This is a genomic window from Rhodanobacter sp. B04, assembly GCF_002001125.1.
GTDB lineage: Bacteria > Pseudomonadota > Gammaproteobacteria > Xanthomonadales > Rhodanobacteraceae > Rhodanobacter.
On record NZ_MUNV01000005.1, the window covers coordinates 417,768 to 440,518 of the forward strand.

20 protein-coding genes are annotated in these 22,751 nt (G+C 54.2%); 2 read left to right on the forward strand and 18 right to left on the reverse strand.

Annotated elements, in window-relative coordinates:
* Positions 1 to 491 precede the first annotated feature (491 nt).
* Both B0E46_RS01825 and B0E46_RS01830 read left to right on the forward strand, forming a co-directional pair.
* A complete protein-coding gene (locus B0E46_RS01825) occupies positions 492 to 1,601 on the forward strand; it encodes an undecaprenyl/decaprenyl-phosphate alpha-N-acetylglucosaminyl 1-phosphate transferase (protein WP_254425002.1) in 1,110 nt (369 codons plus the stop codon).
* 355 nt (positions 1,602 to 1,956) lie between these two features.
* Entirely contained in the window at positions 1,957 to 2,634 is a 678-nt protein-coding gene (locus B0E46_RS01830) for a YdcF family protein (protein ID WP_168171111.1), read from the forward strand.
* Between the two features lie 32 nt (positions 2,635 to 2,666).
* Here the strand turns inward: B0E46_RS01830 and B0E46_RS01835 are convergent, their stop codons facing one another.
* The 18 genes from B0E46_RS01835 to tviB all read right to left on the reverse strand — a co-directional run bounded on the left by B0E46_RS01835 (position 2,667) and on the right by tviB (position 22,586).
* Positions 2,667 to 4,106: a glycoside hydrolase family 55 protein gene (locus tag B0E46_RS01835; RefSeq protein ID WP_254424551.1), complete on the reverse strand. Its 1,440-nt coding sequence runs from the start codon at positions 4,104 to 4,106 to the stop codon at positions 2,667 to 2,669.
* Between the two features lie 63 nt (positions 4,107 to 4,169).
* On the reverse strand, positions 4,170 to 4,772 hold the full coding sequence (locus B0E46_RS01840) for a GNAT family N-acetyltransferase (protein WP_077553983.1): 603 nt from the start codon (positions 4,770 to 4,772) through the stop codon (positions 4,170 to 4,172).
* Between the two features lie 16 nt (positions 4,773 to 4,788).
* Positions 4,789 to 5,460 (reverse strand): sugar transferase, encoded by a 672-nt coding sequence (locus B0E46_RS01845; protein WP_077445846.1) that lies wholly within the window; start codon positions 5,458 to 5,460, stop codon positions 4,789 to 4,791.
* Between the two features lie 2 nt (positions 5,461 to 5,462).
* The gene (locus B0E46_RS01850; RefSeq protein ID WP_077445847.1) at positions 5,463 to 6,650 is read right to left on the reverse strand and encodes a UDP-N-acetylglucosamine 4,6-dehydratase; all 1,188 of its coding nucleotides are present in this window, start codon (positions 6,648 to 6,650) and stop codon (positions 5,463 to 5,465) included.
* Entirely contained in the window at positions 6,647 to 7,861 is a 1,215-nt protein-coding gene (locus B0E46_RS01855; RefSeq protein WP_254425003.1) for a LegC family aminotransferase, read from the reverse strand. Before B0E46_RS01855 ends, B0E46_RS01850 begins: the two co-directional genes overlap by 4 nt.
* Positions 7,858 to 8,988 (reverse strand): glycosyltransferase family 4 protein, encoded by a 1,131-nt coding sequence (locus tag B0E46_RS01860; protein ID WP_077445849.1) that lies wholly within the window; start codon positions 8,986 to 8,988, stop codon positions 7,858 to 7,860. The genes B0E46_RS01855 and B0E46_RS01860 overlap by 4 nt, the downstream gene beginning before the upstream one ends.
* Positions 8,989 to 9,052: 64 nt before the next feature.
* Complete coding sequence (locus B0E46_RS01865) at positions 9,053 to 10,171, reverse strand: glycosyltransferase family 4 protein (RefSeq protein WP_077445850.1); 1,119 nt, start codon at positions 10,169 to 10,171, stop codon at positions 9,053 to 9,055.
* A complete protein-coding gene (locus tag B0E46_RS01870) occupies positions 10,168 to 11,496 on the reverse strand; it encodes a hypothetical protein (protein ID WP_077445851.1) in 1,329 nt (442 codons plus the stop codon). The genes B0E46_RS01865 and B0E46_RS01870 overlap by 4 nt, the downstream gene beginning before the upstream one ends.
* A 72-nt stretch (positions 11,497 to 11,568) precedes the next feature.
* A complete protein-coding gene (locus B0E46_RS01875) occupies positions 11,569 to 12,846 on the reverse strand; it encodes a glycosyl transferase (RefSeq protein WP_254424552.1) in 1,278 nt (425 codons plus the stop codon).
* A gap of 67 nt (positions 12,847 to 12,913) precedes the next feature.
* The gene (gene wecB, locus B0E46_RS01880) at positions 12,914 to 13,975 is read right to left on the reverse strand and encodes a UDP-N-acetylglucosamine 2-epimerase (non-hydrolyzing) (RefSeq protein ID WP_077553985.1); all 1,062 of its coding nucleotides are present in this window, start codon (positions 13,973 to 13,975) and stop codon (positions 12,914 to 12,916) included.
* Between the two features lie 131 nt (positions 13,976 to 14,106).
* Positions 14,107 to 15,561, reverse strand: coding sequence for an oligosaccharide flippase family protein (locus tag B0E46_RS01885; RefSeq protein ID WP_077445852.1), 1,455 nt, complete (start codon positions 15,559 to 15,561; stop codon positions 14,107 to 14,109).
* Between the two features lie 10 nt (positions 15,562 to 15,571).
* The gene (locus B0E46_RS01890) at positions 15,572 to 16,792 is read right to left on the reverse strand and encodes a glycosyltransferase (RefSeq protein ID WP_139350381.1); all 1,221 of its coding nucleotides are present in this window, start codon (positions 16,790 to 16,792) and stop codon (positions 15,572 to 15,574) included.
* A 33-nt stretch (positions 16,793 to 16,825) separates the two neighbouring features.
* Positions 16,826 to 17,506, reverse strand: a complete 681-nt coding sequence (locus tag B0E46_RS01895; RefSeq protein ID WP_174567050.1) for a hypothetical protein — start codon at positions 17,504 to 17,506, stop codon at positions 16,826 to 16,828.
* 114 nt (positions 17,507 to 17,620) lie between these two features.
* Positions 17,621 to 18,730, reverse strand: a complete 1,110-nt coding sequence (locus B0E46_RS01900; protein ID WP_077445854.1) for a DegT/DnrJ/EryC1/StrS family aminotransferase — start codon at positions 18,728 to 18,730, stop codon at positions 17,621 to 17,623.
* Entirely contained in the window at positions 18,727 to 19,314 is a 588-nt protein-coding gene (wbpD, locus tag B0E46_RS01905; protein ID WP_077445855.1) for a UDP-2-acetamido-3-amino-2,3-dideoxy-D-glucuronate N-acetyltransferase, read from the reverse strand. The genes B0E46_RS01900 and wbpD overlap by 4 nt, the downstream gene beginning before the upstream one ends.
* 10 nt (positions 19,315 to 19,324) lie before the next feature.
* On the reverse strand, positions 19,325 to 20,275 hold the full coding sequence (locus B0E46_RS01910; RefSeq protein ID WP_077553987.1) for a Gfo/Idh/MocA family oxidoreductase: 951 nt from the start codon (positions 20,273 to 20,275) through the stop codon (positions 19,325 to 19,327).
* Between the two features lie 23 nt (positions 20,276 to 20,298).
* Positions 20,299 to 21,306 (reverse strand): NAD-dependent epimerase, encoded by a 1,008-nt coding sequence (locus B0E46_RS01915; RefSeq protein ID WP_077553988.1) that lies wholly within the window; start codon positions 21,304 to 21,306, stop codon positions 20,299 to 20,301.
* A 2-nt stretch (positions 21,307 to 21,308) separates the two neighbouring features.
* The gene (gene tviB / locus B0E46_RS01920; protein ID WP_077553989.1) at positions 21,309 to 22,586 is read right to left on the reverse strand and encodes a Vi polysaccharide biosynthesis UDP-N-acetylglucosamine C-6 dehydrogenase TviB; all 1,278 of its coding nucleotides are present in this window, start codon (positions 22,584 to 22,586) and stop codon (positions 21,309 to 21,311) included.
* Between the last annotated feature and the right edge of the window lie 165 nt (positions 22,587 to 22,751).

Here is a 22,751-nt window from a genome sequence, read left to right on the forward strand (position 1 = left end):
TGCACTAAAAGCAGAGAGCATGTCCCTCGATCGGAGCGAATTGAAAGATCGATCCAGGCACGTGCGTAACGAATGATCATCTCGACATCACATACTCAATACGCAGCGAGATGCATAAGCAAAGACCGCAAGAACACATGCGAGCTCAATTCGACTATCAACCTTGACACTCCATTCACCTACACAGCCACTGGCTGAACGCTTGCAAGGTACTGCAGATATCGCCTGCTCCTGCATGATAAAATCGGGCTTCGCATCTACTGATATCGCTAAACACGAACCATCACTGAGGGGCACGATCGGCATGCTGCTGCGACACGCATGCTGTTCATGGCAGTGATTCCGGAACAAACGGCGAAATTCGACCACCAGCACATCTCGTTGCCCTGACCTATTGCGACACGCGCCAAAAACCGTCTTCGGAATTCCGGAAGCATTCTTTTTGACATGATTCAATTAGGACACTAAGACCTCCTATGCAGGACACACGGATGCTGCTTGCTTGCCTGGTCGCCGCATGCACCTCAGCATTGGCGATAGCGGTTCTGCGCCGATTAGCCATCCCCCTGGGCCTGGTCGATCATCCGAACGAGCGCAAACATCACGTAGGCAGCGTCCCATTGGTTGGCGGCTTGGCCATTTTCATGGGTGTGCTCGCTGGTGCGCTCTGCTATGGCCGGTTCCATACGTTTCTGAACACCCTGCTGAGCACTGCGGCCGTACTTGCCTTGCTTGGTGCATTGGATGATCGATTCGACCTGAGCGTACGGGTTCGCTTGCTGGTTCAGACCATTGCGATCCTGGCCGTCATCGCCAGCACGGGCGTGTATGTCCACACCTTGGGGCACATCTACGGTTACGAGCTGGAGCTCGGCTGGTTGGGCATACCGTTGACCGTCGTCGCCGTGATCGGTCTGCTGAACGCCTTCAACATGATGGATGGCATCGATGGCCTCGCTGGCAGTCTGGCGCTGGTAAGCATCGCTGCGATCGTCATGTTTGCGGGACCACTTCCATTGCACAGCGGCATGGCACTCATGACGCTATTGGCCGCTGCAGTAATTCCATATCTAGCTGCGAATCTAGGCTTTATGGGCCGCAAAATTTTTATGGGTGATGCTGGCAGCATGTTCGTTGGCTATCTATTGGCTTGGGCCTTGATCCACATGAGCCAAGAGCCAGGAACACGTCTGTCGCCAGTCAATGTCCTGTGGTGCGTGGCTTTGCCTGTACTTGATACCTTTGCTGTGATGTACCGCCGGTTACGCCAAGGGAAGTCGCCATTTAAGCCGGATCGCGGGCACATTCACCACATCCTGCTTCGCGCTGGCCTAAGTTCACGTGCAACGCTAATTGCTCTCGTTGCGCTAGCCGCTTCCATTGCTTTCGTGGGTAGCGTAGCTCGCTCACTCGGTGCCGGAGCTGGCTCCAATCTGGCGATATTTTGCATCTTTGGCGGCGTCTACATAATGACTGTTACACGAATCTGGGTTCGTCAGAATGCACAACCAATCAGCGCCTCGACTCGGATTAATGCAGCCAATGACGACCGCATTACGAACAAAGTTGCAATGATTAAAGCAGCGCGTCCTGCCGATTAATAGCTTTCGAACCTATGGCAAGGCCATCAGATAGGGGCTGATCAAGCTCCATCTCGTCAGTAGTCATTAGCTAAATAACAGCCCCACTGGATGTGCGGCATGCATGATTATGCCTACAAATGCATCGAAATTGCCCATATCAGCGCCATCAAGAGCTGCATACCGCTCCCATGCCAAGAGGAAATTAGCACTGACTAAGCGCAGATATTTCTATGTATACAGAAACTATAGTGTGAACTATCTTCGAGCCACCAAGTTTCAGCGCTCCGGTTAATCACACGATATGTACTTCCCGCCCTTCTTTTACGGATACAGCCACCCGATTACGCATGCAGTGGTTATATGCCTTATCGGGTTGATCTTCGTACTGACGCGTCACCGTCGCATCGGCTTGGGCATCGTAACTCTTGGAGCTCTATGGGTCACCTTCTGCGCCATGCCAGTATTTGTCGATCACTTGCAGCGCGGCCTCGAAGACCAATACGCCATCAAGCCGGCCTCAGCCTACCCTAACGAGGGCGCTATCGTCGTACTCGGTGGTGATATACCGCCACATGAAAACAGCGATTGGAACGACGATACGAACATTACGGCAGCCACTCGTGCCGGCTTCGGCTATCTGCTCTTCAAGGCGCAGCGCGCACCACTCGTTCTGCTTTCAGCAGGTCATGGCGGCGCACAGGACATGGCTCGCATGCTTGAGCAGCAAGGTGTCCCATCCACGGCGCTATTGATCGAGGATCGCAGTAAAACCACCTATGAAAACGCGCTTTACTCGGCAGCCATACTCAGACACCAAGGCATACAGCGCATTCTGCTGGTGACCTCGGCTCTACACATGCCGCGAGCAGTCGCCAGCTTCCGTAAACAGGGAATGGACGTAGTACCCGCGCCAGCGTTTAGCTCTCAGCTAAATAGTCCCTTTCGAGATAACCATCGATGGCGACCACAGCGTGCGGAGCTGTGGCGTTGCTCGCATATTTTGCATGAATACCTTGGCCTGTGGATCTACAAGCTTCGTGGCCTCGCCTAAACTTCCGCACTCGACATAAGCGTCATCGCATTTCAGGGAGTGACTCGTCCACGGAACTGGACCGTTTCACCGCTAGCGACCGGACGTACGCCGCTACCCAGCTGGTTATTGTACTCAAAGCAAGATTCGTCGAGAACAACGCTGCTGGCACCTCCATTCACACTCTTGCTCACGGCCAGAAAAACCGTATTTATAGGCCGACCAGCAACCAGGCGCGCACTATGTTGCACCACATTTCCCGAAATGATTACCGACTCAATATGTCCTGCAGTATTGGCCATATCCTCTGTCGGGAAGCTGATGCAGGTACCCACAATGTCGGTGAAACTGTTTCCGGCGCACACCAGCCCATTTACACCGATTACGCCGATCACACCGAGTTGTGGGTGAATGCCGCTGAACATGTTGCCAGTGATGACCGCATTGAGAGCGCTGCTGCTGCGAGCGGAGGTGGACGTGCCTAGGCGGATCGCATCACCACCTTTCCCGGCTCCGGGCGGTAACCGTTCGAAGATGCACGCCATGATTCGCGTGCCATTGAGACCATTCACCGCTACATCTGTGCGGACAGAATTCAGGAAGTGGCAGTGACTGATCGTAAGATTGTCTTCGACATCACCGACATTCTTCGGTTTTGCCGAGGATGCGATACCCCAGTAACAGTTGTCGAACTGGCAACCAATCACCTCCCAGTCGTGCATGTTTTGCCCGACTTGATAGGCATTGTGGAATGTGATGCCCGCTGTGTTGGTGGAGTCGATGTTGCGGAACTTGCAGTCTCTGACGCTGACGTCGCGATAGATACTCCAGTTGTGATCAGGCTCGAAGTCGATGCCACCGACTGATGCCGACAGCTTGGAGTTGCCAATATTTTGAAATATGCAGCTGTCGACGATCAGGCCGTCACAGTCGATAACCGACAAACCGTTGCGATTGTTCTTGACTGCACCGTCGAACAAGCAATCGCGCACCAGGATGCGCTGGTTGAATCGTTTGGTCGTGTTCAGTGTCCCGGAACCAACGTACATGCCATCACCACGGAAGCCATAGAACGTGACCTGCTCTACCTTCATGTCTGACGTGGCGTTAACAGCCAGTAGAAAAAAGAATGGCGAATAGCCCAATTCCGCCACACGCCCATTGAGTTTGAGCCCATGGATATGGATATTGCGCAGATTGTCTGCAGTGTTTTCGGTACCCCCATCACGTACATGGGTAGCCAGCAGAAATTGGCATGCGGTCGTCGCGTCATACACCCTCAGTTCGCTGGATGGACCCGCACCATAGAATTCGATGCCGGATTTCAGGTTCAGCTGCTTGGTGAGATATACCCCAGGCGGTACATACACACGATCCCCCGTGTCGATTGCCTTCTGGATGCCGGCGGTGCAGTCGTAATTACTGGTACCAGCATGGATGGCGGCATGCTCAGCCACCGGCAAAAAATCGAGCACGCTCACTTGCTTCGTCACGATGCTTACTCCGGTTCTGATGCTGACCGATACACTGCCTGCAATCGCCGGCGTATTGGTGGTTCATTCTGCCGCATCGATAGTCATTGACAACCGCTGGCTATAAATCGTCGATGCTTCGTTCTGATGGACCTCGATCTCCGCAATCGGCAGTGCACCCATGCGCCGATAGAACCTGTGTGCCGGCGCCAATGCCGTGCCCACTATGATCTTGAACTCATCGATACCTTGGCGGCTGAAAATTTCTGTCAGCTTTCGATAGAGTGTTTCGGCGTGCTGCTGGCCCCGATAGGCCGGATCCACCGCGATGCTCAACAGCTCGGCACGTGGCAGGTGCACCGACCGATCATTTCTGTGGCTATAACGCAGTATCTCAAGCATTCGTCTAACCCGGCGCAGCGAGAACAGCGAGGGCAGTAACGCGAGCATCACCCGTGGAGCATGACGCAACATCCGGCGATAGATCGGCCTCATGCCGCTGCCACCGGCAACAAAACCGATCACACGATCATCACGCTCAATAACCAGCAACACGCTTTCCTCGCCCTCGTCGATCGCCTGATACATCAGCGACACGAAGCGCACACCAAGCAGCGACAAGAAACCCTGATCAATGTTCGCGACATGCAGGGCCGCGACTTGACGATACAGTTCACGCTTGCTCATGGCATGCGTGTTCACATCACGTACCAAGCACTTCAGCCAACCCAGCGGGTGGGCGAGGCAAGTTATCGAAGGCTTGCCAGACAATCGACGACCTCGGGGAGATCACGACCCAGGCGGTTATTACGATCAGCATGAAGTAGCTGCGCAGCCCCTGATTGGCCACATACCACTCTTCAAGCACCCCCTTATACGGGGCAATCACTTCATCGTAATAGCGCTCTTGCTCGACATGACCATGCATCAGATTTTCCTCGTCGCGAAACACGATCGACCCGATGCCGGACAGGCCCGGCCGCACCTTGATGACCTGCTCCTGTACCGCCTCGGAAAATGCATCGAAGCAGCGCTGGGTCTGCGGGCGCGGCCCGATGATGCTCATGTCGCCCTTGAGGATATTGATCAGCTGCGGCAGCTCGTTGAGTTTCGTCTTGCGCAGGAACCTGCCTATGGGCAGTACACGTGGATCGTCCTTCACGGTGACCGTACCGGTGGCGAGGTTCGGGCTGTTCTTCAGCATGGTTGCCAACTTGAGCAGCCCGAACAGTTTGCCACTACGACCAACCCGTTGCTGCACGTAAAAGATCTCGCCTTCACCGCTAAGGCGCAGGATGATCAATACTGGGATCAACAGCGGCGAGAGCACCAGCAACGCAAGCAGGGATAAAGCTATGTCGAAGAAACGTTGCATGCTCACATCCTGCTGTCGAGGTACTTGCCGGTTTCCTTGTGCGCGAAATCCGGAATCATGTGATTGAAGAGATCGACAATCTCACGCTTGTCCCAGCTTGCGCCTGAACGGATCGAGCTGATCGTGATGAGAAAGTGCTCCAGCCGTGCCTCGTCGTATACCGGTTCGTTCTTGATCACACCGATACTTTCAAAGCGTGCCATGTCCAGAGTTTCGGCATGGGTGAAGAATTCCTCGAAGTCCTTTTCGCCGGTAGTGTCGCTGGCGAAAAAATAGCAAGGCCACTTGCGTTGCGCGATGAGTTCGCCGGTACGCAAACGTGCCTCGTCCTCGCTGGCACATTCATAAGCCTCATAACCGAGGTTTTGCAGATAGCGTACCGCGATGTCGGAGAAACGGGTGAGGTGCAGATGCTCGCTGAGCTTGGGAAAGAAAATGTCGCGGTTGTCACCGAGCAGGCACGACAGAAGGCATAGCTCACCGGATTCCTGTGGCGTGACGAAGTAGCGACGCACATCGTTCGGCGCGGAGATCGGCTGACGTTTGGCAAAGCGCTGGTTGAAGCCGTGCAGCAAGGAGCCGTCAGAAAACGCCACGTTGGCGAAGCGCGCGGTGGAGATCGGCAATTGTGCGCTCGCGCGCATCAGGAACATTTCCATGATGCGCTTGCTCGCGCCCATCATGTTGACCGGGTTTGCTGCCTTGTCGGTGGACACGCAGAAATATTTCCTGGCTCCGTGTTCGTGCGCCTGCTTTATCGTGCGGATCGTGTTGAGCACGTTTACCTCGATCAACCGCATCAGGGTGAACGGGTCCTTCTCGCTGCGCACATGCTTGAGTGCAGAGAGGTTGAGCACATAGTCGTAACCACCCTCGCTGCGCATCAACGCATCGAACTCCCGGCCACCACAGTCGATCGCGAAAGTGCGGAAATCGCCGTCGATATAGCCAAGCGTGCTGCGAATGTCGCGTACCAGCTCGACCATGTTGTTCTCGCTGATATCCACCACGTGCAGCGCCCGCGGTTTTCGCTTGAAGATTTCGCGCGTTACCGCCTGTCCGATTGAGCCAGCGCCACCGATCACCAGGAAGCGCCCTGCAGCCACCTTTTCTGACAGCAACTTTTCCTCTCGCTGCACGTCCAGATCGAATAGCTGGCGCTCACGACCGATCATCTCAAGCAGATTCATGGATTCACCACCTTCAAAGCATGATCGGGGACACTGGATGGAATATTGACGACGCGATCCTCCAGCCAGCGCGAATTTTCCAGACCATCATGCTCGCAGTCACTGAACATGGGCAGCCGCGTCATCAGCCGCCAGATCGGCCGGACCATCACACCGCGGCTGTTGCTGTATTCGAGAAACGCCTCACGCTCGGCCAGCGAATCTAGCACGAGTGCATTGAGCCAGTAGTTGGAAATAGCACCAACAGGCGAGTGCACAAAGTGCATGCCCTGTCCTGCGAAGAATGCCGCGTAACGAGCGGCAACGGCCGCTTTGATTTCGAGAAATTCCGGCAACCGCTCCATCTGCGCGCAGCCGAGCGCAGCATTCAAGTTCGGCAGACGATAGTTGTAGCCAGTCTCGTCGTGCACGAACTCATACGGATGCGGCACCTTCGCGGTAGTGGTGATGTGCTTTGCGCGCTTTGCCAGTTCGCTATCGTCCGTGAGGATCATGCCGCCAGCACCGGTAGTGATCACCTTGTTGCCATTGAAGCTCAGCGTTGCCAGCTTGCCGAAAGTGCCGGTATGACGGCCATCGCGGTAGCTTCCAAGCGACTCGGCAGCGTCTTCGATCACAGGGATGCCGTATTCGTCGCATAGCGCAACGATCTCCTGGATCCGGCACGGATGGCCAAACGTATGCATCGGCACGCAGGCGGCGATCCGACGACCAGTCGCCATGTTGAATGCATTGCCATCGCGACGAACGACCTTCGTGGCCAGAAACGCTCGTAGAGCATCCGGACTCAGGCCCATCGTCTCTCGATCCACATCGACGAACACGGGATGCGCACCGCAGTACGCAATCGCGTTGCAGGTCGCGATGAAGGTCAATGCCTGGGTAATGACCTCACTATCGCGATCCACCCCGGTCAGTTGCATTGCCACATGCAATGCCGCGGTGCCATTGACAGTGGCAATGGCATGCTTTGCGCCGGTGAATGTGGCAAGTTGCTGCTCGAATTCCACCACCTTCTTGCCGACTGAGGATACGAAGTTCGATTCGATGCAATCTAAAAGGTACCGCTTCTCGTTACCTTCGAACACTGGCCGATGCAGCGGAATCGGCCCATCGCCATAAATGCTCCGCACGACGCCAAGCACCGCGTCAAAACGGGCGTCTGTTTCCTGTATTGCCTGCATATTTTTTCCTCGCAACTGGCTGCTCAAGCGATACCCATCTGCACGAGCATTGATTGATTGACCTTGTGCACGTCATATTTGTATTCGGCAATTTCACGCGAGCGCCGACCCATGCGCTCTATCAACGCAGGTTCGTCGATGAGGCGGCGCATCGTTGCCACCAGCGCATCTACCGATTTCACCGGCACCAGAAAACCGTTGTCGCCATCGGTCACTGTCTCGCGACAACCTGGAGCATCCGTGGTAATCACCGCGCGGCCCATCGCCATCGCTTCCAGAACGGTGCGCGGTGTGCCCTCGCGGTACGAGGGCAGTACATACACACTGCATGCAGCAATGGCTGGCCGTACGTCACTCAGGCGCCCAGCGAACTCGAGCGTGCCTTCAGCTATCCATTGGGCAAGTTCCTGCTGCGTAATCGCGTCCGGGTTCTCATCGATCCATCCGACCAGTGTAAAACGCACCTGCGGATGCATTGCGTGGATGCGTCGCGCAGCCTCGACGTATTCGCGCACACCCTTGTCGCCGAGCAGGCGTCCGATGAGCAGAAAGCTCGGCGATGTAGGCAGCGGCGTCACGTTGTACGCTGCCACGTCGACGCCGGAGCCATTGACCACGAACGATGGCGTTGTCGATGGCAAGATACCGAGTTTTCGAAATAGAGCTTCGTCGTCCGGATTCTGAAACAACACCTTGTGCACACCTCCCAATGCCAGCCTGTACAGGCGCTGCGCCAGGGAACGCAACAGACCACGCCGGCTCCTGTCGCTTGAGTCATTGCCAGTGAATGCATAACCCAGCCCGGTGATCAGCGCGTAACGTCGCGGCACGCGAGCCAACCGTGCCGCAAGCGAGCCATAGATTACCGGCTTGATCGTGTAGGCCAGAGCGATGTCGGGGCCTATCGTGCGCATCAACCTCTTCAGATGGAATAGCGTACGCAAGTCTGCCAATGGATTCATGCCGGTGCGCTGCAATGGGATGTCGTGCACCATGACGCCTCGTGCCTGCAACTGCGTACGCATCATCGAACCTTGCGCCAGATCCGGGGCTGCCACATGCACGACGAGGCCGCGCGCCTGCAGTGCATCGATCAGTGGTCCGCGAAAATGCAGGACCGAGTCGGCGAAGCTGGCGATTAAAAGAAAGGTCATTCAAGCGAGCTCTGGAAACCATTGCGTTATGCGCCCATCTCCCATGGCGCCTGGTCCAATTCTGTCATGCCATAGCGGCACCATCGCGTCGCGATACTCCACCGATACCCACACTGCGCAGCACTTCTGCCAGTCGTGGAGCCTGTACCTCAAGGCAATATTCGTGCTCGACCCGCTCACGTCCGGAGCGACCCATGCGCCGGCGCAAGGAGACATCCAGTACCAGTCGAGCCAGGCTCTCTTGCCAGGCAATAGTGTCCGCAGCCAGAAAACCGCTGGTGCCGTGCTGCACGATGTCCGTATTGACTCCCACTGGCGATGCCACGACAGGTAATCCGCAGGCCATGTATTGGATCAGCTTGTAGCCGCACTTGCCTCGCTCCCACGGACCATCAATCAGCGGCATGACACCGATATCCATGCGGGCGATGCTGGCCGCCTCACTTGCTTCACTCCAGGGCACAATCTCGATGGGTATTCCCGCCAGCTGCTCGCCCATCTGCGCACTGGCACCGACCAGCAGCAATCGCGCATCATGCTTTGCGCATACCTGCCGCAGTGCATCGCGGATATCAAGCAGGTACTTCTGCGTGCTCGGTGAACCAATCCAGCCGATCACAGGCTGCGCCCGCTCCCCATGTGTCACTACCGCATAACGTCGGTGATCTACCACCGTGGGGATGATCTCGACCCGTTTCGCGCCCGCTTGGGTAGCGCGTGCAGCGAGATAACCGTTACCGGCGATCACGCAGGCTGCGTGCTGCATGACTTTGTCGATCTTGCGACCGAGTGCGTACCTGACCAGCGGATTTCGTGCCATATCGTAGTTGTGGAATAGCGCATCGTCGTAGTCAGCCACGTATGGCGTAGCCGTTCGACGAAGCATTGATTCGAACCAATATGGCAATTTCGGGAAAAGCTCACCCTCAAGCCACACCACATCGTACTCATCCTTGCGGGAAAGTTGCACGATGCGCTGCCAATAGCTCCTCCAGACCTGTTTGCCAAGCGCAAGCAGGTTGCCGCCGTAGCGAGCTTTCAGATAGGCATCCGAAAAACGCTCGCGCACTTGCACTTCGATACCTTGCTGCTCAAGTACCGGCACGTACTGCAGGCTGCGCAGGCGTGAACTCGCGCCCATACGCGAATACTTCGAGTACAGGGTTACCTTGAGCTGCTTCATTTCGGAGCCGACATCCGTGCGGCCGAATGTTCCACAAAGAAACCCACCACAGGGAGTACGTACATCCACTGAAATGCGAAAGCTTCGATATATGGATTCGTGCTGGACGCAATGAATGCGCAGATGAAGCCACAGAACATAAACTTCATGCCTGGCGTGAGACGACGCTGTAGCGCGATCTTCAGCACCTTGGCGATATACACGAAAAACAACGCGGCATATACGAGGGCACCAAGGATGCCAACTCGTAGCACAGTCGCCAACCATACCAGTTCGTAGCGCCACGGATAATCCGAGCTACGAATGAAAGACACGCCGATGCCGTGTCCGACGCCCATCCCACCGCTATTCAGGATACCTTCGTAAAGAGCATGCGCCTGCCCTACACGTTCGTCGCCACCACCAGACGCAACCTTATTCGCGACGCCACCAAGAATAAGCGACAGATTGATCTTGGTGAACTGACTGAGCGCCAGCATGACCAGGATGACTGCAAAAGCCACCGGCAAGCCGTATTTCATGACCTGTGTAATCACCGATCGACGCCCCTGACTGCCGATTGTGCGCGGCGTGAGTACCATGCCCAACAGCAATCCAAGCGGCACTGACAAGATGAGCGCCGCACGCCCCGACGTGATCGCACATACAAGCAACGATGCCAGCAGAACCAGCCGCAGCAACCTGTTGCGGATCAGTTCTGGCGAACTGAAAAATCCACCGCATAGGAAGATCAACGATCCATAGACATGCATTACTGCACCGGCATAGCCGTCTTTCGTATTTACATTCGCCGATTCTGTAAAGAACGAAACCGCATCTGCTCCACGGGTGTTATACAGATAGAAGTACATCGCCACGCTGCAACAACACAAGATGGCCAGCCAGACAAGCCATTCGACCAGCCGATCCTCACCCAGCTGATTGAATAGCCGCGCAGCAATGACGATCCACAGAAATGGCGAGACAAGGTAAATCGCCGGAATCTGTACCGCGGCCATCAACGGCGCTGCGCTCAAGAAGCCCACGGCCATGAAGAGAACCGTCACCGTCGCCGAACACGTATAGAAAATGAAGACCGTCTTTAGCCCGCGCACCATCCTGAAGCCGGGCAGGCACAGTAGAAAGCAGATTGCCAGCATGACGGCAGTGGGTATCTGCAGCGAATTCGGAATGACCACCGACAGGAACAGCAATAGCATGGCGGCGCCAACGAACATGCTGCCTTGAGTCAACACGCGTTGCCACGGGCTACTCGACCGCGGCACGTGCCCTTGCCGTGACATGACACGTCCGGCGGGCGCCGGCAAACCCACGTCAGTGGTCATATCGCTCCCCCGCATCGTCTCGCCCGACGGAAATCGTCGAGCGTTGTGTCCGACATACAAGCTCGCGACGCATCAAGCCACCATGCCAGTCAGCCATCGGTCGAACTGTTTGACCTGCTCGACCTTGCTGTAAACACCAATTTTCCGCCGCACGATTGTATGTCGCGACGCTGTGAACACATTGTTGAGCAGTTCTTGTGCCTTCGCATCTTCGGTTTTCAGCACGGTCTCGCCGGCGCCTGTCTCGGAAAGAATATGGGATGCCTCATTCACGACGCCGGAGAAGCAGATTACTTCTGAACCAGCTGCGAGATACTCGAACAATTTACCTGTCGCGCAACCTGTGCCATCACCGGTGATCAGCAGCAATATTTCGCAATGCTTCATCAGTCGCAACGCAACCGGACGCGCCACCGAGTCGACCGTGCTATACGTGCATTCCAGTCGACTGATAATATCGTGTTCTGGCGCTGTCAATTCTCCGACAAAAAGTGCGTGAGCGTACTGCCGTGCACCCGCACTTGCGTTCATCGAACGCACGAAGCACTCCAGACTTCCAATACGGGTCTGGTCACTCGCGCTAATGCGGCCGAAATGGCCGATCAAATGCTTATCTGGCGGAACTTTTTGCGCCACGAGATTAGTGGCGGCAACACTGTTTGCATCTTCTTGCACGATAAAATCAGCTGGATCGTAGCCATTCGGCATCAAACCGACTTTCTTGCCTGCGTAGCGTCGCTCGAAATCATCCACCAGCGCCCTGCTCACGGATGTGACCAATATGGATTCACTGACCACTCTTTCCTCGACGAGGGCCTTCATCAATGACCTGAACCTACCCTGTTTGCCGAGTGCTTCGAACGTCAGCCCATCTCTGAAATCCTGCTGACAAGGGATCTGATGCCTGACGGAAAGACAACGCGCGGCAACCAGCGCATCGATCGGTGAGTAAGTACCGATGGCAATGCATGGCTCACCATTCTTCAGCCGCTCGCGACACAATGTGTCTGCCGCAACCAACGCATGTATCAACCATGCCCTATTACTACGTCCGAACAACCGGTTGACGAGGAACGGGGCAAAAGAAAAGAACGCCGATAACAAAGCCAGAAGCGAGCCCAATGCCGAAGATTCATTGCCGACGCAATGTCCTGGAAAGTTCATCACAGTGATATCAGCATCACTGTGAAATGTATGGGCACTAGCTTCCTCTTTAGGTTCGCGAGAAAAAATGAAGACCCGATATTTCTGAAAATCCAGATATTTCACCAGCCCCTTGAACCGCTGCGAAGCAATGTTGTTGGACGAGTGATGGGTCGCGAAGATGAACAAATTAATCTTTCTCACCATGGGCTCTCAACTTGTTTGTCCTGGATACGGTCACTGAAATTGCCGTATAGCATGTCTACAATGGCACTCACAGCGCTTTTACGACGAGCTCGGCGGCGCGCCCCTTACCGTAAGGCTGTACGGTTGTAGAGATATGGCCTGATAGCATTCGCTCGTAAGCCGCTTCCAGCGCCGCTGCAGAAGCACCAACGATGCAATTCGCTCCTATCTCCACTAGTTCAACCCACTCTGTTTCATCGCGAAGTGTGATGCAGGGTTTGCCGTGAAAATAAGCTTCCTTCTGTACACCGCCGGAATCAGTGAGTACCAGTCTGCAGTGTGCTTCCAGCCAGACCATTTCCAGATAGCCCACTGGCTCGATTACGCGAACGTTGGCAGGAAACTCGATCCCGGAACTAGTCATCCGCGCGCGCGTTCGCGGATGTAGTGGCAGGATTACCGCTGTGGGCAGCGCAGCAAGACCGCTAAGAATGTTCGTCAGTCTCGTGACATCGTCAGTGTTTTCGGCGCGATGAATGGTACAGAGCACGAACTCATTTTCGACGAGGTTATCTAGCACCGGCACAGTAGGTCTTCGGGCTTTTTTAAGATAATAAAGCGCGGCGTCGTACATCACGTCGCCGACCACCTGTACTTTCGGTCCGCTGATTCCTTCGTTATGTAGATTGCAACGCGCTCGCTCACTGGGCACCAGCAATAGACTGGCGACATGATCAGTCAGGAGTCGGTTGATTTCTTCAGGCATGCGTCGATTATAAGAGCGTAGTCCGGCTTCAACATGCGCAACAGGGACATGCAGCTTGCACGCCGCAAGCGCACCTGCAAGCGTGCTATCAGTATCACCGTAAACCAACATCCAGTCAGGTTGTTCAGTCAGCAATAGCGCTTCGATCTTCTCAATCATGCGCCCAGTATTCTGACCATGCGTGCCACCGCCAATCCCTAGATGATGTTTTGGTCGCGGAATGTCCAGTTCATCAAAAAACACATCCGACATGTTGGCGTCATAATGTTGTCCCGTGTGCACTATCAATTCCTGAACATCAGAGCGTTGATTGGCAAATGCACGCGATACAACGGCAGCCTTAATAAATTGAGGCCTTGCACCGACTATGGTGATAATTTTCACGTTGCTACCCAATAAATTTTGCAAGCACGGTTAAAATCACTAAATACCATCGATAGGCTTATTTCATAATCGACCTCAAGTAAGTGAAAGGAGAGAGCGTAAACAACGTAATTTCGACCCGTCTCACCATACTATCGATATTCATTTGCACGACTAAAAATCTTTCGTCGCACTTCAAGAAAAATGTGCGCACATGCATGCATAGCCAACCGCATAGATGATCGAAACCAGACAAAAACTATCGATCCAATACCCACCCAGATACTCGTGAATAATAATCTATTATTCTCGCCGAACAGGACAAAACAGATCGCAGCGCTTGTGACCAACGCCATCGTGCTGTACAGCCGAGTTCGCGGCACAGCGTGCCAGACGTGGCAAGAAAATTCTGTTTTTACGATAAGGAAAACCATAAAGGAAACAGCCGTTGAAATCACTGCTCCGCTCGCACCAAATCTCGGCACAAGTAAATAATTTCCCAGAAAATTTACGGCTGCTGAAATAAATGATGCCAGCATGGAATATATGCTTTTTCGGGCCAATGCAATGCCAATCGCCGTGCATTCGGACAGCGCATAAAGCAATGGCGGTGCCAGACTGGCTACCACCAAATATTGAACTCGGTCATAGGCATGCGGAAGTAAATAAGATATCACCCACGAGAACAATCCGGTAATTACAAAGATCGAAAGAATGGCCGCCAACAGATGCGTAGTTACATTCTCGATTTTCTGTCTGGCAGCACCCGCAGCCGCCCACCGATAGACGGTCGGTGCCCAGATCGTGGTGAAAATTCCCGAGACAATGCCCGCCGCCGCGGCGACGCTGGCCGAGACCGAAAAAATGCCGAGCTCTGTCAGAGTGGACATATCGCGCAGAAACAACCGATCCATTGCCATGAATGCCCATGAGGCAAGACCGCCAAAAATCAGTGGAAAGCCAAAGTTCAGCAAACGGCCTGCCTGCGCCCTGTCGATTGATGAGGAAAGGGCCGGAATCCACGCATGCCTTGTGTTCCAACCATATATCAGTGTCACTGCTGCAGCTGCAGCTGCATTGGCAAGCAGCAATTTGGAGAAATTGTATTTCGCACCGAATAGCGCATACGCTGCAACAATGGCCAAAAAGAGTGCCTTGGGCAGAATCTGGCTTATGGAAAATGCGAAGCCTTTTTCTTCCATGCGCAAAATAATCGAAAAAAACTTGGAAACAAAGGTTGCCACAATCGTGAATGCAGCTACTGCGCTGAACATTGGTTCGTTCAGAACAAATAGCCATCTGGAAAGCAGGGCTGGATCAAAGCTCAACAGAGCCACCATGAGCATCAGCAACGCAAGCAACCCAGGCGCCACCGCTGCTTTCAATAGAGCAGACTTGTCACTGACTTCGTGATATTCGCGTGCATAGCCTTGATCAAGACCAAATGTGAAAAGTATGACCGCAAAATTTGTTGCCACCTGAAGCATGGATATGCGACCGATATCTTCAGCGGTAAAGAACCACGCAAGCATCGGAAGAGTTACAAAACCGATCAGGGCTGAACCCAGGGGACCGAGCGCAAAGCCCGCAACTTTCATCTTGCTCATGCGGATAGCATTAGTGAATTAGCCCAGGCACTTGATTTACTCCATCGGTAGATAGCTTATCCAGTACTTCGGTGTACACCTTCTTGAGGCGCTCCACGATCGCATGCTCGCCAAATCTCGCTAGACATGATTGGCGAATCTCTTCGGGGTCGTATTCGCTGATCCTGTCTCGAATTGCAGACATTGACATGGCCAAACTGGCATCATCATTTACTGGAACAAGCATGCCGTCACGATCCCTCACAATGGAATCTGGGCCGCCGCATCGGGTTGCTACTACCGGCTTGCCTAAGGCAAGCGCCTCGATCAGGACGACACCGAAAGTTTCGTAACTGCTGGGGTGAACCAAGACATCCGCACTGGATATCTCACGCACCACATCTGCCCGGGTAAGTGAGCCGAGAAAATCCACCCGGTTGTACACCCCCAATGTTTTGGCCAAGCGTTCAAGACGAGACCGTTCTGGTCCGTCGCCGCCAATTTTCAAAACCACTTGTGGGTCAGACGAGAACGCCTTGGCAAAGGCAGTGATCAAATGGTGAATACCCTTGCCTTCAACAAGCATCGCGATACTTACAAACACAAAATGTTTGTCGATGAGGCTCTTCTCCACAATTACGTTCTGGAATATGCCGTCGACTATATTCGGCATCACCTCCCAGCTCGACGGTTCTTCATCAAAATAATTGTCGAGAAAAGATGCAAACCGTTCGCTCACGGCAAATTTCCTGTGCGCCTCATTGAATACCTGCTTGGCGATCCTTGCCTGTGTCTTGCTTACCCTGCCACGGGAGAATGATGAGCTATGCTCGGTAATCACAAAGGGAACGGATTCATGCTGCGATAGCAACCTCGCAAGCTCGCCCGCGTAAAGTGCCGAATGCGCATGAATGATGTCCGGCTTGCCGAACTGGCTGACATAGTTTTTGTACAGCTCAAGCCCATGTCGTGACCATAGTCTCGATGCAGCACCATGCAAGAGCGGAAACCAGTTCACTCCGCGAGATCGAAGTGTCGGGATTGCTCCGTCAAATTCCAGCGTCCGGCAAGCTGCAGATGCAGCCGAACGCCAATTCCGCAACGATTTCAGCTGCGGATAAATCACACCCACGACGCACCCGGATCGTTGCAGAGCCATTGCCTGCTCTCGGAAGAAGCTTCCGGTAATATCTCCCGGCTTATCGGGATACCACGATGGAATGATCAAAACATGCACAATAAGCTGGTCCATCGGTATTGCTTGGAACAAAAACTTTCAAAAATGCTATGCCGACGGCATTTTCCCATATATAAAAAAGTCTGCGAGCGATCCAGTCGCATTGTCTCCAGCGTACGGATAACGATTGGGTACGTGCTCAAGCATTTCCCATTCTCGCCGATTTTCAGCCACCCACTTGGTGAAATTGCGATGCCTGACATGAGATGTCTGCTTGTCACTCTTATCGGATGAATAAACAATCACATAGCTTTGTGCCGAATCGAATAGTGTTTCCATATATTTTTCAAACACATTATCTTCGATAAGATGATAGATAACATCGAGTGACAACGCTAGCTGAGCGGTCTCTCCAGCATAATCCTTGACCAGCTTGAATGTTTTTGTTGTATCCGTTTCAAAAATCTTTCCGCATGTGGCCACGATATCGGGACTCACATCAAATCCGACGTATGACGGATAACGTGCCAGCTTCAGTTGATTGCCATCTCCACAGCCAAATTCTATGACACTACGGATATTATTTTTCGCCACGTAGCCGTTCAACACATCTGCCTTGAAGTCGGCCAGTCGATTATATGAACCAGCGCCGGAATTGCCTCCGGACTTATATCGATCGACCCAGTAACTCTCAGAGTCTTGGAATGGCTTGGATGGCTTTAGCCATTTTTTGTATACGCTTCGAGCGAATGGCCCAATCACAGGTATCTTTTTGATCAGATTTTTCATATCGACCTTTCCGATTGAGACAATGCTTATTGTTAATCGAGCACCCGAAAATCTTGAACGAAATACTTTTGATCTTGATACATAATATATCGGCGCCACGGCGCTACAGGCATTTCACTGTTCTTCGCAGACGCCCGAGCAGACATGGTGAAGCTCAGCCGCTATCACTTTCATCTTGTCTAAAGATAAATATGCATCCATCGGCAGGCTCAGCACATGTTTAGCAGCCAGATCACCCACCGGGAGATTGCTGCTGTCGTTGCTAACAGCGGGCTGCTTGTTCAGCGGCAAAGGGTAATGCACTGCAGTGGGAATTCCCGCCTCCTTCAATCTAGCTTGCACTTGCTCTCGGTGGTCTACACGAATGGTGTATTGCGCGTACACACTTTGGTTGCCCGGCTCGATGTGTGGGGTGCTGTTAATGCCCACTTCGCCCAACAGATGGTGATAGCTATTCGCTACCTGGCGGCGAAGTTCGATTTCTTCATCCAGGATTTCCAACTTGGGCAGCAAAATTGCTGCCTGCAAAGTGTCCAGTCGGCTATTCACCCCGACACGTATATGGTGATATCGACGATCCTGGCCATGGCGGGCGATCTGGCGCAGTACGACAGCCAGCTCATCATTGTTCGTAAACATGGCGCCACCGTCTCCGTAGCAGCCCAATGGCTTGCTCGGAAAAAAGCTGGTGCAGGCAATCGTGCTCAAGTTGCACGAATGGCGCCCCTTGTAACTGGCACCGAAACTCTGTGCCGCGTCCTCGATCACTGGAATGCCATGCCGTCCGGCGATGGCGTTGATGGCGTCGAAATCCGCACACTGCCCATACAGCGAAACGGGAATGATGGCGCGAGTCTTCGACGTGATCGCGGCCTCCAGCAGCGGTGGATCCATATTGTAAGTACGCGGATCGATATCTACATACACCGGCTTTGCGCCAAGCAGCGCGACTGTCTCGGCGGTTGCGATGTAACTGAAGCCCGGTGTGATGACTTCGTCATCCCGACCGATACCCAATGCCATCAAGGCAATCTGTAGCGCATCGGTGCCATTAGCACAGCTGATGCAGTGCTTGGCACCGACAAACGCAGCCAGTTTTTCCTCCAGCTCGGCCACTTCAGGTCCCAGGATGTACTGGCCGTGTGCCAGTACACGCTGGATGCCCGCATCGATCTTGTCCTTGATACGTGCCTGCTGGGCCTTCAGGTCATTGAACTCGATCATGCTGTTGCATCCAATTTGACCAGCTGATGACCATTGAGCACATAGCGTGCGGCAGTGTGCTCGCACACAACTTCGCCATTGCCTTGCAGCGGCAACTCGAGCTGTTCTCCGAATTCGCTCATCCAGCCAATCTGTCGCGCCGGCACACCCACGGTTAAGGCATAGGCCGGCACGTCCTTGTTGACCATCGCGCCCGCACCGACGAAGGCGAATTCACCAACAGTGATCCCACAAACGATGGTGCAGTTGGCGCCTAGCGTGGCACCTTTCTTCACCAGGGTGTCGCGGTACTGGTCCTTGCGTTCGATCAGTGACCGCGGGTTATATACATTGGTGAATACCATGCTTGGTCCGCAGAAGACGCCTTCTTCCAGGGTGACGTTGTCGTACACGGATACGTTGTTCTGGATCTTGCAGTGGTCTCCGATCACCACTTTGCTGCCGACGAATACATTCTGCCCGAGTGATACACCTCTGCCGATACGCGCTCCGCCGCAGATATGGACGAAGTGCCAGATGCGTGAGCCTTCGCCAATTTGCGCGCCGTCGTCAACGATAGCGCTGGGATGTTGGTAGAAACTCATGAAGGCATGCTCAGCGGCAACGGTTGAGGAACGGATGGTAGCTTCCCTGCAAGCCTATGGGCTGCGCATTGCGAATCGTCGCCACCGTAGTGATGGCGGTGCGGTTCGCCTCCAGTCCATAGCCGTGGCCGGCAAGGATTTCCTGATAGCTGCGCGTATGCAGATCGGTAAAACCACCAGAGAACTCGATCTCCTCGGCGTCCACGGTGATCGAACGGAACGTGCGTTGACCTGCAGCACGCAGCGCGCCGGGCACGTCTTCCACATCCACGGAGAGGAACCAGCGCACGCGGGCATGCTCGTATTCCAGGAAACCAGCGGCCTTGGTGTCGCTGACGTGATGCACGACATTGTCCTGCATCTCGCCAAAGATGAAGTGCAGCATGTCAAAGAAATGCACGCCGATATTGGTGGCGATACCACCAGACTTCTTGGTATCGCCCTTCCACGACTGCAGGTACCAGTGGCCACGCGAGGTAATGTAGGCCAGGTCTACTTCGTGCTTACGGTCATGCTTGCCATTCCGCACTTTCTCGCGCAGCCCAATGATCGCTGGATGCAGGCGAAGTTGCAGGATCGTGTTGACCTTGCAGCCAGTGTCCTTCTCGATCTCCTGCAGACCATCGATATTCCACGGGTTCAGCACCAAAGGCTTCTCACAGATCGCATCCGCACCGGAACGCAGCGCAAAGCGCATATGCGAATCGTGCAGGTAATTCGGTGAACAGATCGATATGTAATCGATCTTGTTGTCGTGCTTGGCACGACGCAATTTGTCCACATGCCGGTCAAAGCGCTCGAACTCGGTGAAGAAGTCGGCATCCGGAAAGTGACTGTCGATGATGCCGACGGAATCGTTCGGGTCATAAGCAGCAACCAACTGGTTGCGCGTATCCTTGATTGCTTGCATGTGACGCGGGGCGATGTAGCCAGCAGCACCAATGAGGGCAAAGTTCTTCATGAAATCTGTGTGCCTGCCTTCAATCACGAGTAATAGTGTTTGTACCAGTCAACGAAATTCGCCACACCTTCTTCTACCGATACCTTTGGCCGATATCCGATGGCCAGTGCAAGTTCCGAAACATCAGCTTCGGTATCCGGCACATCACCAGGCTGCAAGGGCATCATATCCATGTGCGCCTTGCGACCAAGGCATTGCTCCAGAACCTCGATGTAGCGCAACAACTCCACCGGCTGTTCGTTGCCTATGTTGTAGATGCGGTACGGCGACACACCGCTGCTGGCTGGATCGGGCGCGTTGCCGTCCCAATCCGGATTCTTGCCAGGCACCTTGTCGAGTACCCGGACCACACCCTCAACGATGTCATCGATGTAGGTGAAGCTGCGCTTGTGCTGGCCATGGTTGAAAACCTTGATCGGTTCACCGGCAAGGATGGCCTTGGTGAACAGAAAGAGCGCCATGTCCGGCCGCCCCCACGGTCCGTATACGGTGAAGAAACGCAAACCTGTGCTGGGAATGCCATAGAGATGCGCATAGCTGTGCGCCATCTGCTCGTTGGCTTTCTTGGTAGCGGCATAAAGCGTCAACGGATGCTCGGTGGATTGATGCTCCGAGAACGGCATTCTGGTGTTGGCGCCGTAGACCGAGCTGGTGGAAGCGAATACCAGATGCTCCACACCGTGATGACGGCAACCTTCGAGGATATGCAGGAATCCGGTGACGTTGCTGCTGACATACACGTGAGGGTTCTGTGCGGCATACCGCACACCAGCCTGTGCCGCCAGGTTGATCACGCGCTGTGGCTTATGCGTTTGGAATGCCCTCTCCACGGCAGCGCGATCAGCCAGGTCACCCTCTACATGCGCGTACCTCGAATGATTCGTGAGGCGCGCCAGGCGCGCCTTCTTCAAGTTGACATCGTAGTAATCATTGAGATTGTCGAAGCCGACAACTTCGTCACCGCGCTCAAGCAACTTCAAGGCGACGTGCGAGCCGATGAAGCCCGCCGTGCCTGTAACCAGCACCTTCATGCTCACAGCCTCCCGTCTACCGACTCACGGGGCAGCACGTATTTCACGTCATAAATCACACATGCTGATTTACCGAACGCACGAATGCCTTTGGCCCCCATGCTTGCGAACTGTTGATGACCAACTGCCACAATCACCGCGTCGTATGAACCTTGGGCTGGCTGAGCAACAAGTGTCAGCCCGTATTCATGTGCCGCCTCGATAGCGTCCACCCAAGGGTCATGGATATCCACTGTCGCGTTGTAACCATGTAATGCCTGCACAATGTCCACCACTCGGGTATTGCGCAAATCGGGACAGTTCTCCTTGAACGCCAAACCGAGCACGAGAATGCGTGCCTCAACCGGGTTAATGCCTTTACGCACCATCAGCCGCATCACTTCGTTGGCGATGTACGGCCCCATGCCGTCATTGGTGCGGCGCCCCGCCAGAATGACATCTGGGTGGTGGCCTACCTCTTGCGCCTTATGCGTCAAGTAGTACGGGTCCACGCTGATGCAATGACCGCCGACCAAGCCCGGACGAAAGGGCAAGAAGTTCCATTTGGTTCCTGCTGCCTGCAGCACCTCCAATGTATCGATGCCGAGCTTGTTGAACAACATAGCCAAATCGTTGACCAAGGCAATATTGAGATCGCGCTGTGTATTCTCGATAACTTTGGCAGCCTCGGCCACCTTGATCGAACTAGCCTTGTGCGTGCCAGCGGTGATGATGCTGGAGTACAGGCTATCGACGAAGTCGGCTGTTTCAGGGGTGGAGCCCGACGTCACCTTGAGAATAGTCGTGACCCTATGCTGCTTGTCGCCTGGGTTGATCCGCTCGGGACTGTATCCGACGAAGAAATCTTGGTTGAACTGCAATCCGGATACCTGTTCAAGAACCGGAACACAAACCTCTTCAGTACAACCGGGATACACGGTGGACTCGTAGACCACAACGTCGCCAGGTTTAAGCACTTTGCCGATGCTCTGGCTGGCCTTGATCAGGGGGGTGAGGTCGGGCCGCTTGGCAGCATCAATCGGAGTAGGTACGGTGACAATATAGACATTGCACTTGCGGATATCCTCCAGCTCCGCGCTGTAATGCAAACGGGCGACAGCAGACAGCTCATCGCTCTCCACTTCCAGTGTGCTGTCACGGCCTGCACGCAATTCACCTACACGGGTTGCACGAATATCAAAGCCAACCGTGTCGAACTGCTTGCCAAATTCCACCGCCAGCGGCAATCCCACATAACCCAAACCAATAATGGCGATCTTCACGTTGTCCAGTTGCTGCATGGTGCTTCCGTATGGCGATGTCTGTGGGGAGCCTGCTGTCGTCTCAACATAGGCCGGGCGATCGAGAAAGACTGGCGGAGAATTCCGGCCGTTGCTTTTATGTCCCGATGCGTTTCCCTAATCGATTGTCAACCCGCCATTTCCAGACTAGATCTGTGCCGCAAT

Coding starts and splice junctions, on each gene's coding strand:
- B0E46_RS01825 (WP_254425002.1), top strand. CDS start 492: ATGCTGCTTGCTTGCCTGGTCGCCGCATGCACCTCAGCATTGGCGATA.
- B0E46_RS01840 (WP_077553983.1), bottom strand. CDS start 4,772: ATGAGCAAGCGTGAACTGTATCGTCAAGTCGCGGCCCTGCATGTCGCG.
- B0E46_RS01845 (WP_077445846.1), bottom strand. CDS start 5,460: ATGCAACGTTTCTTCGACATAGCTTTATCCCTGCTTGCGTTGCTGGTG.
- B0E46_RS01850 (WP_077445847.1), bottom strand. CDS start 6,650: ATGAATCTGCTTGAGATGATCGGTCGTGAGCGCCAGCTATTCGATCTG.
- B0E46_RS01860 (WP_077445849.1), bottom strand. CDS start 8,988: ATGACCTTTCTTTTAATCGCCAGCTTCGCCGACTCGGTCCTGCATTTT.
- B0E46_RS01865 (WP_077445850.1), bottom strand. CDS start 10,171: ATGAAGCAGCTCAAGGTAACCCTGTACTCGAAGTATTCGCGTATGGGC.
- B0E46_RS01870 (WP_077445851.1), bottom strand. CDS start 11,496: ATGACCACTGACGTGGGTTTGCCGGCGCCCGCCGGACGTGTCATGTCA.
- B0E46_RS01875 (WP_254424552.1), bottom strand. CDS start 12,846: ATGGTGAGAAAGATTAATTTGTTCATCTTCGCGACCCATCACTCGTCC.
- B0E46_RS01885 (WP_077445852.1), bottom strand. CDS start 15,561: ATGAGCAAGATGAAAGTTGCGGGCTTTGCGCTCGGTCCCCTGGGTTCA.
- B0E46_RS01890 (WP_139350381.1), bottom strand. CDS start 16,792: ATGGACCAGCTTATTGTGCATGTTTTGATCATTCCATCGTGGTATCCC.
- B0E46_RS01895 (WP_174567050.1), bottom strand. CDS start 17,506: ATGAAAAATCTGATCAAAAAGATACCTGTGATTGGGCCATTCGCTCGA.
- B0E46_RS01900 (WP_077445854.1), bottom strand. CDS start 18,730: ATGATCGAGTTCAATGACCTGAAGGCCCAGCAGGCACGTATCAAGGAC.
- wbpD (WP_077445855.1), bottom strand. CDS start 19,314: ATGAGTTTCTACCAACATCCCAGCGCTATCGTTGACGACGGCGCGCAA.
- B0E46_RS01910 (WP_077553987.1), bottom strand. CDS start 20,275: ATGAAGAACTTTGCCCTCATTGGTGCTGCTGGCTACATCGCCCCGCGT.
- B0E46_RS01915 (WP_077553988.1), bottom strand. CDS start 21,306: ATGAAGGTGCTGGTTACAGGCACGGCGGGCTTCATCGGCTCGCACGTC.
- tviB (WP_077553989.1), bottom strand. CDS start 22,586: ATGCAGCAACTGGACAACGTGAAGATCGCCATTATTGGTTTGGGTTAT.